Source organism: Streptomyces olivaceus (assembly GCF_000721235.1).
Taxonomy (GTDB): domain Bacteria; phylum Actinomycetota; class Actinomycetes; order Streptomycetales; family Streptomycetaceae; genus Streptomyces; species Streptomyces olivaceus.
In genome coordinates this window covers 69,744-85,187 of record NZ_JOFH01000001.1, presented here as the reverse complement: position 1 = coordinate 85,187, position 15,444 = coordinate 69,744, and the positions used below count along the sequence as shown (strand labels likewise).

Annotated in this window: 14 protein-coding genes; 6 read left to right on the top strand and 8 right to left on the bottom strand. The window is 73.7% G+C overall.

From position 1 onward, the window contains the following. The first annotated feature begins 9 nt into the window (after positions 1 to 9). The 3 genes from IG94_RS0100405 to IG94_RS0100395 all read left to right on the top strand — a co-directional run bounded on the left by IG94_RS0100405 (position 10) and on the right by IG94_RS0100395 (position 1,872). On the top strand, positions 10 to 252 hold the full coding sequence (locus tag IG94_RS0100405; RefSeq protein ID WP_007446660.1) for a DUF397 domain-containing protein: 243 nt from the start codon (positions 10 to 12) through the stop codon (positions 250 to 252). A gap of 97 nt (positions 253 to 349) precedes the next feature. Then, positions 350 to 1,252: a universal stress protein gene (locus IG94_RS0100400; protein WP_031029118.1), complete on the top strand. Its 903-nt coding sequence runs from the start codon at positions 350 to 352 to the stop codon at positions 1,250 to 1,252. 122 nt (positions 1,253 to 1,374) lie between these two features. Continuing rightward, a complete protein-coding gene (locus IG94_RS0100395) occupies positions 1,375 to 1,872 on the top strand; it encodes a hypothetical protein (protein ID WP_031029115.1) in 498 nt (165 codons plus the stop codon). A gap of 10 nt (positions 1,873 to 1,882) precedes the next feature. On the opposite strand, the gene IG94_RS0100390 is transcribed toward IG94_RS0100395, so the two are convergent. Continuing rightward, the gene (locus tag IG94_RS0100390; protein ID WP_052410494.1) at positions 1,883 to 3,817 is read right to left on the bottom strand and encodes an N-acetylmuramoyl-L-alanine amidase; all 1,935 of its coding nucleotides are present in this window, start codon (positions 3,815 to 3,817) and stop codon (positions 1,883 to 1,885) included. A 300-nt stretch (positions 3,818 to 4,117) separates the two neighbouring features. After that, entirely contained in the window at positions 4,118 to 5,260 is a 1,143-nt protein-coding gene (locus tag IG94_RS0100385) for an aminoglycoside phosphotransferase family protein (RefSeq protein ID WP_031029109.1), read from the bottom strand. A gap of 304 nt (positions 5,261 to 5,564) precedes the next feature. Between IG94_RS0100385 and IG94_RS0100380 the strand changes: the two genes are divergently transcribed. After that, positions 5,565 to 7,079 (top strand): DNA-binding protein NsdB, encoded by a 1,515-nt coding sequence (locus IG94_RS0100380; protein WP_031029107.1) that lies wholly within the window; start codon positions 5,565 to 5,567, stop codon positions 7,077 to 7,079. 24 nt (positions 7,080 to 7,103) lie between these two features. On the opposite strand, the gene IG94_RS0100375 is transcribed toward IG94_RS0100380, so the two are convergent. From IG94_RS0100375 to IG94_RS0100350, 6 genes are all read right to left on the bottom strand, one after another. Next, complete coding sequence (locus IG94_RS0100375) at positions 7,104 to 8,444, bottom strand: PAS domain-containing protein (RefSeq protein WP_031029104.1); 1,341 nt, start codon at positions 8,442 to 8,444, stop codon at positions 7,104 to 7,106. A gap of 274 nt (positions 8,445 to 8,718) precedes the next feature. Beyond that, positions 8,719 to 9,735, bottom strand: a complete 1,017-nt coding sequence (locus IG94_RS0100370) for a Gfo/Idh/MocA family protein (RefSeq protein ID WP_031029101.1) — start codon at positions 9,733 to 9,735, stop codon at positions 8,719 to 8,721. A 90-nt stretch (positions 9,736 to 9,825) separates the two neighbouring features. Beyond that, entirely contained in the window at positions 9,826 to 11,457 is a 1,632-nt protein-coding gene (locus IG94_RS0100365) for an alpha/beta hydrolase (protein ID WP_043482699.1), read from the bottom strand. A 185-nt stretch (positions 11,458 to 11,642) separates the two neighbouring features. Further along, positions 11,643 to 11,945 carry a cytidine/deoxycytidylate deaminase family protein gene (locus IG94_RS0100360; RefSeq protein ID WP_031029094.1) on the bottom strand — a complete coding sequence of 101 codons (303 nt, stop codon included), beginning with the start codon at positions 11,943 to 11,945 and terminating at the stop codon, positions 11,643 to 11,645. An 87-nt stretch (positions 11,946 to 12,032) separates the two neighbouring features. Next, on the bottom strand, positions 12,033 to 12,302 hold the full coding sequence (locus tag IG94_RS0100355; RefSeq protein ID WP_031029091.1) for a GlsB/YeaQ/YmgE family stress response membrane protein: 270 nt from the start codon (positions 12,300 to 12,302) through the stop codon (positions 12,033 to 12,035). A 222-nt stretch (positions 12,303 to 12,524) separates the two neighbouring features. Further along, positions 12,525 to 13,580 (bottom strand): acyl-CoA dehydrogenase family protein, encoded by a 1,056-nt coding sequence (locus IG94_RS0100350; protein WP_031029087.1) that lies wholly within the window; start codon positions 13,578 to 13,580, stop codon positions 12,525 to 12,527. Positions 13,581 to 13,974: 394 nt separating this feature from the next. Between IG94_RS0100350 and IG94_RS0100345 the strand changes: the two genes are divergently transcribed. Continuing rightward, entirely contained in the window at positions 13,975 to 14,865 is an 891-nt protein-coding gene (locus tag IG94_RS0100345; protein WP_031029086.1) for a glycoside hydrolase family 19 protein, read from the top strand. Between the two features lie 160 nt (positions 14,866 to 15,025). Then, entirely contained in the window at positions 15,026 to 15,421 is a 396-nt protein-coding gene (locus IG94_RS0100340; RefSeq protein ID WP_031029081.1) for a VOC family protein, read from the top strand. Positions 15,422 to 15,444 lie beyond the last annotated feature (23 nt).

The window sequence follows — 15,444 nt, the reverse complement described above, 5'->3', positions numbered from 1 at the left end:
AGCACGGACGTGGCCGAGAGCACCACCCAACAGCGCCCGCTCATGGGCTGGGACAAGCCGGAGCTGGACCTCAGCAACGCGCAGTGGCAGTCCAGCAGCCGGGGTCTGGGGGATGTCCAGATCGCCTTTGTCGAGGGGTTCATCGCCATGCGCAACAGCGGCAGCCCGCAGAGCCCGTCGCTGATCTTCACGCCGGCGGAGTGGGGTGCGTTCGTGTCGGGAGCGCGGGAAGGGGAGTTCGACCTCACCTGAGCCGCCGGACGGAGTCCGCCGACCGGCCGAACCGGGACGGACCGGGGTGTCCCGTCCGCCGCCGGGGGGAAGGGCGTACTCCGGAGGTGAGGCACCCATGAGCACCCTGCCGGTCATCGCGGCGGTCGACGGTTCCGACGACAGCATGCGCGCCCTGGACTGGGCGCTGGAGGCCGCACACCGGCGCGAGGCCGCGCTGCGGGTGGTCCACGTGCGCCAGTACGCCGCCTGGGCCCAGGCCGACGTCCTGGTCGCGGGCCCGCCGGACACCGGCGAGGACCCGGTGCTCGACCAGGCCCGCGCGCACCTGCAGGGCAGGGCCTACGCGGTGGCCACGGAGTACATCGGCATGGAGGGGGTGCCGGGCGCGGTCCTGCCGGAACTGGGCCGCGACGCCGAGTCGCTGGTGCTCGGCTCCCGGGGCCGCGGCGGCTTCGCCAGTCTGCTGCTCGGCTCCAACGGCCTCGCCGCCGCCCGCGACGCCGAGTGCCCCGTCGTCGTGGTGCCCCGCCCCGGCCGGGAGGTCCACGCGGAGGCGCCGGAGGAACCCGGCCCGCGGGTCGTCGTGGGCCTGCACGTGGACAGCCCCGACGAGGCCACCCTGTCCTACGCCTTCGAGGAGGCCGCCCTGCGCGACGCCCGCCTCCAGGTCGTCGCCGCGTACCCGTGGCCGGTGCAGACCTGGGCCGCGGCCGGCCAGGTGATGCCCCCGGTGATCGACGAGGTCTCCGTCGAGAGCGAGACCCGGGTCCTGGCCGACGGCTTCCTCGCCCCGCACCGGGGACGCCACCCCGGCGTCCGGGCCGAGACGCACGTCGTGCCCGGCGACGCCGCCGGCAACCTGGTCGCGGCCTCCCGGGACGCCGACCTGGTCGTCGTCGGCCGCCACCGGCGCCGCCTGCTGGCCCCCGCCCGCATGATGGGTTCCGTCGCCCACGCCGTCCTGCTCCACGCGGCGGCCCCGGTGGCGGTGGTACCCCCGGCCCCGCCCGCGGAGTGAGACCGACTCCGCCCATCCCGTCGTGCAACCCCGCCGCCGCGAGTGCCGCGAGCGTGCCGCGCGGCCCGTCCGGGGTCCCGCCCGCACCCCGCCGAAGGTGCGCGGCCACGTACCATGGCCGCATGTCGTTCCTCCGCCGCCGCAGCGCAACGCCCGCCGGGCCCGACTTCGACGTACTGGCCATGGACCCGGGCGACTGGCCCGGCAATCTGGGCGCCGGCCTGCTGCCCGCGCCCGACGGCAGCTGTCAGGGCGTCTTCCTGCGCTACGACCTGTTCGGCGGCCGCGGCCCCGCGATGATCATCGGCAACCTGCCGGACGGCTCCCCGGCCCGCGAGGTGCCCGAGGGCGAGATCCCCTTCGAGGTGGCCCAACTGCTCCTCGCACTGGAGAACGACGAGGAGATCACGGTCGTCGGCACCGAGGACGTCCCGGTGATGCAGGGCGACAACCTGCTGGTCGTGCGCCGGCTCAAGCTGTCCGAGGGCCGGATCTCCTGCGTGCAGTTCGACCGCAGCGACGGCGTCCTGGTCACCATCGCCGCCTGGGACCGCCCCATCACCGACGACCTGTACGCCCTGCTGAAGCCGCTCCCGGCGGAGCTTTTCCAGCAGGGCTGAGAGGGCGCGGCTACCGCACGGTCGTGAGGGTGACGTCGGCGGCGCGCACGTACGCGACGCGGTGGCCGTACTGGATCTCGTAGTACTGGTCCTCACCGGTCACGACCCGGTGCGCGGTCTCGTCGAAGGAGACCGCGTAGTAGTACTCGCCCGGCACCTTCTCGCCCACCGCGTACTTCTGCCCCGCGGACAGGGTGTAGGGCAGCGCCGACACCGCCTGGGCGGGTACCTCCGCGGGGTAGGCGCCCTTCTCGGGGTACGCGCGCCCGTACACCGGGACGCTGTCCAGGCCCTTCCGCGGGGTGATCACCCGGCCCGAGGCGGGCACCGCCGCCGGGCTCTTCGCGGGGTTGTGGAACCAGGCCTTCTGCCCCAGGTACCAGATGGCCGTCCAGTCGCCCCACCGGTCGGCCACCGCGTACTGCTGGCCCGTGGAGACCCGCGAGGACAGGTCGTTCACCCCGGTCGTGGGCGCCGTGCCGAGGCCGGCGTCCTTGATCAGGGGCGCCTTCACGTCGTGGTCGGAGTACAGCCGCACCTCGCTGGAGCCGTGCGCCGCACAGGGTTCGCCCGCCGTCTCGCAGCCGGTGTACCCGGGACGGTTGGCCGCGTAGTCGGGGCGGATCGTCACCAGAGCCGACTTCTTGCCCGCGGTCGGCTCGAAGGGATGGCCGAGCAGCTGGAAGTAGTGCCGCCAGTCCCAGTACGGGCCCGGGTCGGTGTGCATGTCCGGGATGGTCTCCGCGGTGGTGCCGGGGACGTTGTCGTGGCCGAGGACGTGCTGCCGGTCCAGCGGGATGTCGTACTTCGCCGCCAGGTACTTCACCAGCCGGGCCGACGAGCGGTACATCGCCTCCGTGTACCAGGCGTCCGGATCGGCGAGGAAGCCCTCGTGCTCCAGGCCGATCGAGTTGGCGTTGACGTACCAGTTCCCCGCGTGCCAGGCCACGTCCTTGGCCTTCACATGCTGGGCGATGTGGCCGTCGGTGGAGCGCAGCGTGTAGTTCCAGGAGACGTAGGCGGGATCCTGGACCATGTCGAGGACCCCGTTCCAGGTGCCCTCCGTGTCGTGCACGACGATGTACCGGATGCGCTGGGAGCCTCCCCGGTCGCCCAGGTCGTGGTTGCCGTAGTCGCCGTCGCCGAACTCCTCGTACGGCGCGGGGACCCACTCGCACGACACCGAGTCCGGGCACTCCGTACCGGCGGCGGAGGCGGCGCGCAGGCCCGCCCCGCCCAGCTGCGAGACGTCGGGCGCCAGACCGGGACGGGCGGCCAGGGCGACCCGCTGGCCGGCGTCCGTGGTGCGCCGCTCGCCCGAGCGGATCACCCCGTACACCCCGTCGGCGAAGGCCGCGGCCGTCGCGGAGTCCTCGGCGCCCGAGAAGCGGGCCACCGCCCCGTACCAGTCGGCGGGGTCCGAGCTGAGCGGTTCGTCCAGTTCCCGCTGTGCGGCGGCCAGCAGCGCGGCACCGCCGGACACGTTCGCGGACGCGTCGGTGCGCAGCGACTCGGGGCTCAGGCCGGTCAGCTCGGCCGCCCTCGGCAGCGTGGTCAGCCGGTCGGGGAGGCGGGCCGGCGGTGCCTGGGCCACCGTCGGATGCAGCGGGGCGCGGGCGTCGTCGCCGCGCGGGTCCTCGCCGCTCGCGCCGTGGTGTGAGGCACCGGCCATGGCCGTCCGGGCGTCGGTCAGGTGCAGCGGGCCGTAGCCCCCGGTCACGCTCGGCGCGCCGCCGTGCGCGTCCCAGCGGGACTGCAGGTAGGAGACGCCCAGCAGGACGCTCTGCGGCACGTGGTACTCGGCCGCCGCGGTGGCGAAGGCGTGCTGCAGGCGGTCGGGGGCGGGCGGCGCGTCCGCGGGCTCGGCGGCGGACGGGGCCGCGCCGAGCAGCGGCAGCAGCAGCGCGGCAGTGGCCAGGGCGGGCACGGCGGGGGATCCTCGCAAGGCGGCCTCCTGTGACGGTCGGGAGTGGCGGGGCGTGCGGGCCGGGGGTGGGTCAGTGGTACCCGGCGGTCGGACGATCCGTCAATCATGCCGTCGTGGCGGCGTTTTCCCCCGTCAGCCAAGGGTCCGGCGGGTTTCGCGGTGGCGGCTCACGGGCCTGCGCGGCGTCAGTGGCTTACACCAATGGCCTATACACCTAGCAGGACCCATGCACCTAGCAGGACCCATGCACCTAGCAAGAAATGGAAAAGTCCGCGGTGTGCGCGCCGAAGCGCACACCGCGGACCGGCGTCCGGTGGGTCAGCGCGTGCCGACCGCCGCCCGGACGGCCTTGCGGGCCATCTGGCAGTCGTCGTGCAGGCGCCGCAGCAGCAGCCGCTGCTCCTCGCCGGTCGGCGTGGCGCCGGGCGGCAGGGGGACCGACGGCGCGGTGACCGCGTCCTGCAGGGTGCGCTGCACGGCCGTCTCGTACGTACGGATCTCCCGGGTCAGGACGAGCATCAGGTTCACCAGGAAGGCGTCGCGCGCCGCCGTGCCCGTCGACTGGGCGAGCTGGCTGATCTGACGGCGGGCCACCGGGGCGTCGCCGAGCACCGCCCAGAGCGTCGCCAGGTCGTATCCAGGGAGGTACCAGCCCGCGTGCTCCCAGTCCACCAGCACCGGACCGGCCGGGGACATGAGGACGTTGGAGAGCAGGGCGTCACCGTGGCAGAACTGCCCCATGCTCTGGCGGCCGCCCGCGTGGGCGATCCCGTGCAGCAGCTTCTGCAGGTCGCCCAGGTCCCGGTCGGTGAACAGCCCCAGCTCGTGGTAGCGGGAGATCCGCGCCGCGTAGTCCAGCGGGGCGTCGAACGCCCCGGCCGGCGGCCGCCAGGCGTTCAGCCGGCAGAACGCGCCCAGCGCCGCCCGGATGTCCGCCCGGGGAGGCGCCTCCAGGGGGTGCCGCTGCAGCGCGGCCACCCGCCCCGGCATCCGCTCGATCACCAGTGTGCCGTTGTCCGGATCCGCCGCGATCAGCCTCGGCGCGCGCACCGGAGGGCGCTGCCGGACGAACGAGCGGTATGCCCCTATCTCGTGCCGGATCCGCTCCGACCACGCGGGGGAGTGGTCCAGTAAGCACTTGGCGACCGCCGTGCTGCGCCCCGTCGTACCGACCAGGAGCACGGAGCGTCCGGTGCGGCGCAGTACCTGTACGGGGGCGAACTCCGGGCAGATGCGGTGCACGGAGGCGATCGCCGTGCGCAGTTGGGCCCCCTGGGGGCCGGAGAGGTCGATTCTTCCGCTGAGCGGCTGGGTGCCGGGCCCCGTGCCGCGCCGCGCCCTGCCCGCCCCGAGCACCGGGGCCGCCGGACGCGCGGGCGCGAGGTAGGGACCACCGCCCGCCGCGGGGCGGGGGTGCAGCGAACGCTGCGGGGCGGACACGGAGGACGATGCTGCGTACATGGGCGAGACAGATCCCTTCGTGTGCCTGCTGTGCCTGCTTGCCTGTTGTGCCTGCCTGCAGACCGGCGCCCCGCCGTCCGTACGGAAGGGCCGTCTTGCGAGAGCCGTGGCGCCTCCCGACCGGCCGTCGGGGAACACCCTGGGGAGTACTCCCGCGGCGACCGGGTCGGGGTGGCGCATTCCTACCCGACACCCGCACGGCCGTGGCACACCATCTGGCGCACCCTGGCGAACGGTGGCGAATAGTCGCCCGGCAACCCGCACGGGGCTACTGTCAACTCAGCCGAGAACCTGGGGGCTTGACGTGAGCGGAGAACCCAACACCCGTCTGTCGGACCTGTTCGGCCTGGCCGGCTGGTCCAAGGGCGAACTCGCGAGGCTGGTCAACCGGCAGGCGGCGGCCATGGGCCACCCCCAGCTGGCGACCGACACCTCGCGGGTGCGGCGGTGGATCGACATGGGAGAGATCCCGCGCGATCCCGTGCCGCGGGTGCTGGCAGCTCTGTTCACCGAGCGTCTCGGCCGTGTCGTGACCATCGAGGACCTCGGTCTGGTCCGGCACGGGCGTGCGGGGAAACGGCCACACGACGGGAGCAAGGAGCATCCCGACGGAGTGCCGTGGGCGCCCGAGCGGACTGCGGCGGTCCTCACCGAATTCACGGGAATGGACCTCATGCTCAACCGACGCGGCTTGGTGGGCGCGGGCGCCGCGCTCGCCGCGGGCTCCGCACTCAGCAGCGCCATGCACGACTGGCTGCACGCCGACCCGGCCCTCGCGGCCGACGCCCCCGACCTCCACCACCCCCTGCACGCCGACCCCGCCGGGTTCGACCGCTACGAGGCCGCCCCCATCGGGGCGCAGGAAGTGGAGGAACTGGAGCGCTCGGTCGAAGTGTTCCGCGCCTGGGACGCCGCCCGTGGCGGCGGGCTCCAGCGCAAGGCGGTCGTGGGCCAGCTCAACGAGGTGGGCGGCATGCTCGCCTACCACCACCCATCCCATCTGCAGCGGCGCCTGTGGGGCGTCGCCGCCAACCTGGCCGTCCTCGCGGGCTGGATGTCGCACGACGTCGGCCTGGAGCCCACGGCCCAGAAGTACTTCGTCATCGCCGCGCACGCCGCACGCGAGGGCGGCGACCGGCCCCGCGCCGGGGAGGCGCTCTCCCGCGCGGCCCGCCAGATGGTCCACCTGGGCCGGCCCGACGAGGCGCTGGACCTCATGAAACTCGCCCAGTCCGGCTCCGGCGAGCAGGTGCTGCCACGCACCAAGGCCATGCTGTACACCATTGAGGCCTGGGCGCAGGCGTCCATGGGCAAGGGCCAGGCCATGCGCCGCACCCTGGGACGCGCCGAGGACCTCTTCGTCTCCGACAAGGCGGACGCGCCGCCCCCGGACTGGATGCAGACGTTCAAGGAGGAGGACCTGTACGGCATGCAGGCCCTGGCCTACCGGACGCTCGCCGAGTTCGAACCGGGGGCCGCCGCGCACGCCCAGCACTACGCGGACAAGGCTCTGGCCCTCAGGATCGACGGCCGGCAGCGGTCGAAGATCTTCGACTACCTGTCGATGGCCTCCGCCTGCTTCATCGCCGACGACCCGGAACAGGCGGACCGCTACGCCCGCCTGGCCCTGGTGTCGATGGGCTCCAACTCCTCCCAGCGGACCTGGGACCGGCTGCGCCAGATGTACCGGCTCACCGCCGAGTACGCCGGATACCCGAGGATCCGGGAGCTGCGCGAGGAGATCGAACTCACGCTGCCCAAGGGGAAGGCGCCCAAGGGCCCCACGGGAAGGGGGAGGGGCGGCGTGGCACCGGCGTAGGCACGGCGCCCCACGCGTCGCGACTCAGGCGGTCACCCGGGCCAGCAGTACGCAGGCGTCCGTCCGTTCAGGGTCGGACTCGGCGAGTGCCCGGGCCACGATCCGCGCACCGTCCCGGGCCGATTCCGCGCCGGCCAGGCGGGGGGCCAGGGAGACGAGTCGCTCCACGGCCGCCGGTGCGCCGGCGTGCAGGAGCAGCAGATCGCCGGGCCGGAGGGTCGCCCCGGCCTGCCCGGACAGCCCGTGCCCAGCCCCGTCGCGGAACAGCAGCAGCGGGACCGGGTCGCCCGCGTGGGCCCAGCTCAGGGCGCGGGTGCCGGGACGGTAGCCGCAGTACAGGGCGGAGCGCACCGGCGGCAGGGCGGTGTTCTCGAGGAATCCGGCGATCCGGCCCGGGAGTTGCCCGGGCCGGGTGCCCGCCGCGGCCAGTCCGCGCAGGGCACCGATCAGCACCGCCGGACCCCCGGTCTCGTCCGGGCCGGGGAGGTGGCCCGTGGCGAGCAGGGTCTCGTCGCCACCGGCCAGCGGGCACGCGTCGTACCAGGCGCCGTACCGGTGGGTGCGGGTGGGGGAGGCCGCCGGGGGCAGGTAGGCGGTGGCCAGATCGAGCCCCGGCCGCCCCTCGTGCGGGAATCGCAGGAGACCGTGCCAAGGGGGTGACGCGGACTGCCCCGGTCTGTCCCCCGGTTCCCGCGAGGTACGTGGTCCGGGGCCCGACCGCGGTGCCGGGCCCCGCAGCGAGTCCCGGGACTCGCTCACCGCCCGTCGGCAGCGCCGGAGTTCGCTGACGTCCCGCAGGACCGCCCACATCGAGGCGGTACTGCCGTCGGCGTCGAGGACGGGCTCACCCATCATGTGCACGGTGCGTAAGGCGCCTCCGGGGTGAACGACGCGGAACTCCCCGTCGATGGGGCGGCCGTCCACGAGGCAGTCCGTGACCATCGCGGTCAGCTTCGGGCGGTCCTCCGCCGGTACCAGGGAGGGGAGTTCGTCGAGGCTCAGGGGGACGGACCCGCGGTCGCGGCCGAGGATCGCGAAGAGCTCCGCTGACCAGTCGGCCTCGTCCGTCAGCAGGTTCCACTCGGCGCTGCCGACCCGGCTGAGCAGCGAGCCGGCCCGCGGCGGGGGAGCCGGACCGTCCCTCAGCTGCGCCAGGTGCGCGTCGAGGTCCGTGAGCTGGTGCAGTGCCAGGTCGTAGAGCGCGCGCTGCCAGCGCCCCTCGGGGTCGCTGCCGTCGCCCCGGCTGTCCCGGCGCACCGCGTCCACGTCGCCCCGCAGCCGCCGCGTCTGCGTTATCAGGGACTCGACGGAGCCGCGTCCCGGCGGCTGTGCGGCGGGGCGGTCCGCGGAGAGATGGGACGACATGACGCACTCCGATGTGCAGAGGGTACGACCGAGAAGGAACCGGGGCCGGCGGAAGGACCGTTACGACTGTGGCACAGCCCGCCACGCCCCGTAAGGGATTCGGCAAGACACGATACGGTGGTGCTCATGGCATATGCCAGCGTCTTCCCGCAGTGACTCCGGTACGCGGTCGGTGTACCCGGCCGGACCGGCAAGTCGTAGGTGCGCTACGGGATTTGACCGATGCCGGCGGCGTCGGCATCGTCGTTCCTCTGTTCGGTGGACCCTCGTTCCCTCAGGGGTGGCGGCGGGACGGCCGCGGTGCCAGTTCCACGGGCGTGCGCGCGCCCGTCTCCAGCGCCCGCACCCCGGCCTCGGCCACCGCGGCGGCGGCGTATCCGTCCCAGCTGCCCGGACCGGTGACCCGCCCCCGGCGGGTGGCGTCCACCCAGGTCTGCACCTGGCGGTCGTAGGCGTCCGCGAACCGTACGAGGTAGTCCTGCGGCACCTCCTCGCGTGCGTCGCCCGCCGAGGTCACGACCATGGTGTGCGCCTGGCCGATACGGGCGCTGCCCGCCTCGCAGACCGCCTCGCAGCGCACCTCGTAGCCGAAGCCGCAGTTGACGAAGATCTCCACGTCCACCACGGCACCGCCCTCCGTCTCGAAGAGCACCAACTGCGGGTCGAGCAGCCCGTCGGGCGCACCCGCCGACGGCCGCGGCCGCAGCACGGTGACCGCGCTCAGCTCCTGGCCGAGCAGCCAGCGGGCCGCGTCGATCTCGTGCGAGACGGAGCTGGTGACCAGCATCGAGGAGGTGAAGTGCGGCGGGGAGGAGACGTTGCGGTGCACGCAGTGCAGCATCAGCGGCCGGCCCAGCCGCCCGCCGTCCAGCAGGGACTTCAGCCGCCGGTACTCGGTGTCGTAGCGCCGCATGAAGCCGATCTGCGCCAGCCGCCGGTCCAGCCGCGCCTCCGCCTCCACCACGCGCAGCGCACCCGCGGAGTCCGGCACCATCGGCTTCTCGCACAGGACCGGCAGCCCCCGGGCGAAGGCCGCGAGCAGGGCCTCCTCGTGGGCCTCGCCGGGCGAGGCGACCAGGACGGCGTCGACCCCCGGGGCGTCCAGCGCGGCCTCGGCCTCCGTGTGCACGGTGACCTTCTCGATTCCGCCCACGGCCTCCTCGGCGCGCTCGGGATCGGGGTCCGCGACCGCGGCCACCCTGGCGCCGCTCACCACCCGGTCGAGGCGTCGTACGTGGTCGGCGCCCATGTGCCCCGCGCCCAGGACCGCCACACCCAGAAGTCCGCTCACGTCCCGCGCGCTCCTTCCCCGACCGCCGCGCACCCGCCGACGGGTGCCTCTGCCACGGCCAGGGTTTCACGGTCGTCAAGACGGGGCGGCTCAGCCGGACCCGCCCTCCGAGTTCGCGGGGTCCTCGGGTCCGCACGAGCTGCCGTCGGGCGGCAGGGTGCCGTAGAGCAGGAAGTCGTCGACCTTGCGGTGCACGCAGAGGGAGGAGGCGTAGCCCGTGTGTCCCTCGCCGTGGTTGTCGAGGACCACGGCCGCGGAACCGAGCCGCTCCGCCGTCTGCGTGGTCCAGCGGTAGGGCGTGGCCGGGTCGCCCCGGGTGCCGACGAGCAGCATCTTCGCGGTGTCGAGGTCCTTCACGTCGTCACGGACGTAATCCGTCCCCCTGGGGCGCCCGTAGCACATGAGGACCTGGGTGAGGCGGTAGCGGCCGAAGACCGGCGACGCCTCCTCGTAGCGTGCCCGCAGCCGGTCCAGGGATCCGGTGATCTCCTTCGCGGTGGGACGGTCCGGGTCGTCGGCGCAGTTGATCGCCATCAGGGCGGCCGGGAGGTTGTCCATCGGGACGTCCTCCTCGGCCGTGAGACCCGCGCCCCCGTCCCCCCGGTCCGCCGTACGTACCGGCTCACGCACCGGGAACGTCACGCCGCCGGAGGAGAAACCCTGCAGACCGCTCGGGTCCCCGTTCTCGACCAGCTGGGCCAGCGCGCGCTCCAGCGAGGGCCACAACTCCTGGCTGTACAGCGCCTGGCCGACGGCTCCGACCAGGTCCTGGCCGGTGAAGGGCTCCCCGAAGCCCGTCGGCACCGGCTCGGAGTCCAGCGAGGCGACGAGCCGTTCCACCTCGGCCCGGGCGTTCCGGGCGTCCCGGCCGAGCGGGCAGGCGACGTCCCGCACGCACCAGTCGAGGAAGTTGTCCAGCGCCGTCTGCTGTCCCCGGGCCCCGGCCAGCCCCTGCTCGGTCAGCGGTTCGGTCAGGGTGTCCACACCGTCGAGCACCATCCGGCCGACCCGGTCCGGGAACTGCGCGGCGTACACCGCGCCCAGCCGGGTTCCGTAGGAGAAGCCGAGGTAGTTGAGCCGGCCGTCGCCGAGGGCCCGGCGCATCACCTCCATGTCGCGGGCGGCGTCGACCGTGCCTATGTGCGGCAGTACGGGACCGGAGTACTTCGCGCACTCGTCCGCCGCGTCCCGCAGCCGGTTCAGCACGTCCGCGGGCTCCGCCGCCTCGTCCGAGCCGGTCGCCTCCATGATCTTCAGGCTGGCCGGACCGCAGGTCACCGGAGAGGAGCGGCCCACGCCGCGGGGGTCGAAGGTCACCACGTCGTAGCCGTTGGTGAGATGCATGAACTCCTTGCCACCGGCCGCGAGTTCGTTGACGCCTGAGCCGCCGGGACCGCCGAAGTTCAGCAGCACCGAGCCCTGCGGGTCGCCGGTCGCACGGTAGCGGGCGAGGGCCACGTCGAGGGTCTTCCCACCGGGGTGCGCGTAGTCGAGGGGGACGGTGACCTTGCCGCACTGGAGGTCCTTCGGCATCTCCAGGCCCTCGCAGGACGACCACGCGATCCTCTGGTCGTAGAACCGGGCGAGGCCGGGGCCGGTGTCGCGCGCGCTCGCGCGAGGCGGTCCGGTGCCGGGAAGTCCCAGGCCCAGCAGGGTCAGCCCGAGCACCCCGGTGACCGCGCAGCGCCGGACCGAGGGCCACGTCTCCAGCTCGACCTGCATCGATGCCTCCCGGGCGCCCGTCGCGGACCCGTGGTCGGCGCCACTCGATCACCATAAGCGGGCCCCGGGTCCGGCGCCTCCGGACGCCGTCGCGGCCCGTAGGAGGGTCGGGGCGGGCGGGGGAGGGCACACCGCTTGCCGACGGGCGTCCCGGGAACCGCCCTCCTCCACCGTACGGGCGAGGCTCAGCCGCGTCCCGTGTGGAACCGCCGGTGCAACGCCCGGATCTCACCGGTGAGTCCGGTGAGTTCCGGCACCGGGCCCTCGACCGCCACGTCCGGTGCCACGTCCCGCACCGCCGGCGGCCGCACCGGTGGCGCCGGAACCCCCGGCTCCGCCGGCCAGGTCCCCAACTGCTCGGACGAGGCCACCGTGCCGTCCGCGCCCACCAGCACCGACCCGAACGGCTCGGCACCGGCTTCCAGCGCCGCGGTCGCCAGCTCGACGCAACGGCGCAGATGCGGACGTTCGGCGTTCCGCACGACCATGGCGTACGGCCTCCTCAGGGACGTGATGCCCGACCCGGGCCCGAGCCTGTGCCGCCCGGGTCCCCGGGGCCGGTGACGGTCGCCCGCTCAGCGGCCCGGCCTCGACCTGGACCGGTCCAGCGCGGCCACGCCGACCGCGGCCAGAGCGATCTGGATGAGCCACTCGACCCAGTCGACGCCGTCCGTGTCGGCCACGTCGAACGCCGACGCGACCCATGAACCGATCAGGGCCGCCACGATGCCGACGAGAATGGTCCACAGGACGCCGATGCGCTGCCGGCCCGGCACCACGAGGCGGCCCAGGACGCCGATGACGATTCCGATGACTATGGCACTGATGAGGCCGTCGATCTCCATGTCCACCCCTTTGCGTCAGAACCCCCGCACGAGGGCTTCTGCCCGCTTCGGGCGGGATGCAGTCCGGCCGGTACGGACGTGGCCGGCCGCAGCCGCACCACGGACCGGCCCGCAGGTGCGCGGACCGGCCCGTCCGGGTTCGAGCTGGCGATCCACGGCGAGACGATCATCCAGACGCCGATCGCGCGGGGCCGACCGCTCGGGCCCCGATCGGGACCCCGATCACCCGGCTGCCAGAGCCTCCAGATGCGCCTCGCGCACCGGTGTCGTCTGGCCCTGGATCAGCAGGAACATCGCCTCGCGCGCGAGGCGTTGGGCCGGGTGGTCCAGGCTCGTGGCGCGACCGCCCCCGGCCACCACCGCCGCCGTCGTGGCGGATCGCAGGAGGTCGTACGCACGGGTCCGCAGCGCCAGCCGCTCGGCGACGTGCTCGTGCGGGACGGGGTGGTCGGCGAGCGCGTACGCCCGCTCCCTGACCTCGTCGACCCGCGCGCGCAGCGAGTCGGCCGCGCCGCGCTCGTCCGGCGCCGAGGCGAGCAGGTCCAGCGCGGCGTACGCGACCCCGAACACGGCCGGGGAGGTGTTGGTGCTGCGGGGCACGTCGACGCGGGCGAACTCCTCCCGCGGCGTGCGCAGCACCACGGACTCCTCCGGCACCCACAGGCCGTCCAGCGCCAGGGACACCGTCCGGGCGGCCGTCAGTGCCGCCAGCCGCATCGGCGGGGAGGGGCGCAGCCCCGGCTGCTCGCGGGCGTCGGCGAAGGCGAAGACCACCTCGTCGGCCCCGGTCACCCCCGCGAGCAGCATCAGGTCGTTCAGGCCCCACCCCGTGTACCAGGGCACGGTCCCGTCGAAGCGGACGCCTCCCCGTTCGGCGGTGGCGCGCACCGGTACCCGGGGGTGGGAGCGGACGTGGGCGTAGGCGATGCCGGCCAGCAGCTCACCGCCGGCCAGGGGGCGCAACAGGCGCTCACGGGCCGGGAGTCCGGGTGCCGCCCGGCCGAGCAGCCGTACCGGCGTGTGGTGCTGGGTCTGCACGAACCAGGTGGACAGGCAGGCGCCGGCCAGGATCTCCGCCACCTCGCGGGCGACCGCGTCCGGGGCGCCGGCCCCGCCGGACTCCACGGGCGCGCTCACTCCGAGCAGACCGGAGCGCCGGACCGCCGCCAGGTGACTCGCGGGCACGACATCCTGGTCGACGCGCTGGGCGGAGGGGGCGAGGAGGCCGTCCGCGAGGCGGTGCGCCTCGGCGACGAGCGGGTGGGGTGTGGTGGTCATGGGGCGATTGTCCCGACGGACGCCGGAGGACGGCGAACCCGGACGGAGTGATGAAGCCCGGACGGGGTCGCGAAGCCCGGACGGAGCCACAAAGGGTGCGATCGCGGCGCGGGCGGCACGAGCCGCCGGAACCGACGCTGCCGGCCGCCGCCGGGGACTGCTGCGGGCGGCGTGGCGGGTGTGGCGGGTTCGTGCCGTGCCGGTGAAGATCCTTTGCACTCCGACTGGTCTACACCCTTGACTGGTACATACCAACGCGGTTGAGTGTGCAACCACACCCCCCTCCACGGCCGCCCCCACGCCGTGGCCGGTCCCACCGGCACGTGCGCGCAGGGCTCAGCTCCGCTCTGTCCCTGCACGGGAGCGGCCGTGCTCCGCCGAAGGAGACAGACCTGTGTCGAGGCGCCGCACATCCGCTCTGGTGACCGCTCTCGCACTCGCGGGAGCCGTGCCCCTGTTCATGCCGGCCGGCGAGGCGTCGGCCGCCGCGTGTTCGAGCTACCCGGCCTGGTCGGCCGGCGCGAACTACAACACCGGTGACATCGTCCGCTACACCGACGGCAAGGCGTACATCGCCGAACACCCCAACCCGGGCTACGACCCGCTCATCAGCACCTGGTACTGGGACCCGTACGCCTGCGACGGCGGCTCCGGGACGCCGGTCGGCAACTTCGTCGTCAGCGAGGCCCAGTTCAACCAGATGTTCCCGGGCCGGAACTCCTTCTACACCTACAGCGGCCTCACCGCCGCGCTCAGCGCCTACCCCGGCTTCGCCAACACCGGGAGCGACACCACCAAGAAGCAGGAGGCCGCGGCCTTCCTGGCCAACGTCGGTCACGAGACCGGCGGGCTCGTGCACATCGTCGAGCAGAACACCGCCAACTACCCGCACTACTGCGACGGAAGCCAGCCGTACGGCTGCCCGGCCGGGAACGACGCCTACTACGGGCGCGGACCGATGCAGCTCAGCTGGAACTACAACTACAAGGCCGCGGGCGACGCGCTCGGCATCAACCTGCTGAACAACCCCTGGCTGGTGCAGAACGACTCGGCCGTCGCCTGGAAGACCGCCCTGTGGTACTGGAACACCCAGTCCGGGCCCGGCAGCATGACCGGCCACAACGCCATGGTCAACGGCGCCGGCTTCGGCCAGACCATCCGCTCCATCAACGGCTCCGTCGAGTGCGACGGGAAGAACCCCGCCCAGGTCCAGAGCCGCGTCACCAAGTACCAGCAGTTCAGCCAGATCCTCGGCGTCTCCCCGGGTGGCAACCTGTACTGCTGACCGTCCGCGCGACGAGTGAGAGGGCCCCCGTTCCGGCCGGGGCGGCCCTCTCACTCGTGAGTTCCGGGCGCGTCCCCGGCGGGGGAGTGCGGGCGGGACTTGGCGTGCGGGAGTTTTACGTATAACCTCTCCCGTCAATCGCCCGTCCCGGAAGGTGCCGATGACACGCATCGCCCTGGTCGCCCTCGTCGTCGACGACTACGACGAGGCGATCCGCTTCTACACCGAGGTCCTCGGCTTCCGTCTCGCCGAGGATGCGCCCCGGCCCGACGGCTCCCGCTGGGTCGTCGTCGAGCCCGTCGGCTCCGTGCGGGGCGCCGCCCTGCTGCTGGCCCGTGCCAGGGGCGAGGCCCAGCGTTCCCGGATCGGCGACCAGACGGGCGGGCGCGTCGGGTTCTTCCTGCACACCGACGACTTCGCCCGGGACCACGCCCGGATGGCCGCCGCGGGCGTGACCTTCCTGGAAGAACCCCGGCACGAACCGTACGGCTCGGTCGCGGTCTTCCAGGACCTGTACGGCAACCGCTGGGACCTGCTCCAGCCGGCCGCCCCCTGACCCGTCCCGCTCACTCTCCTTCC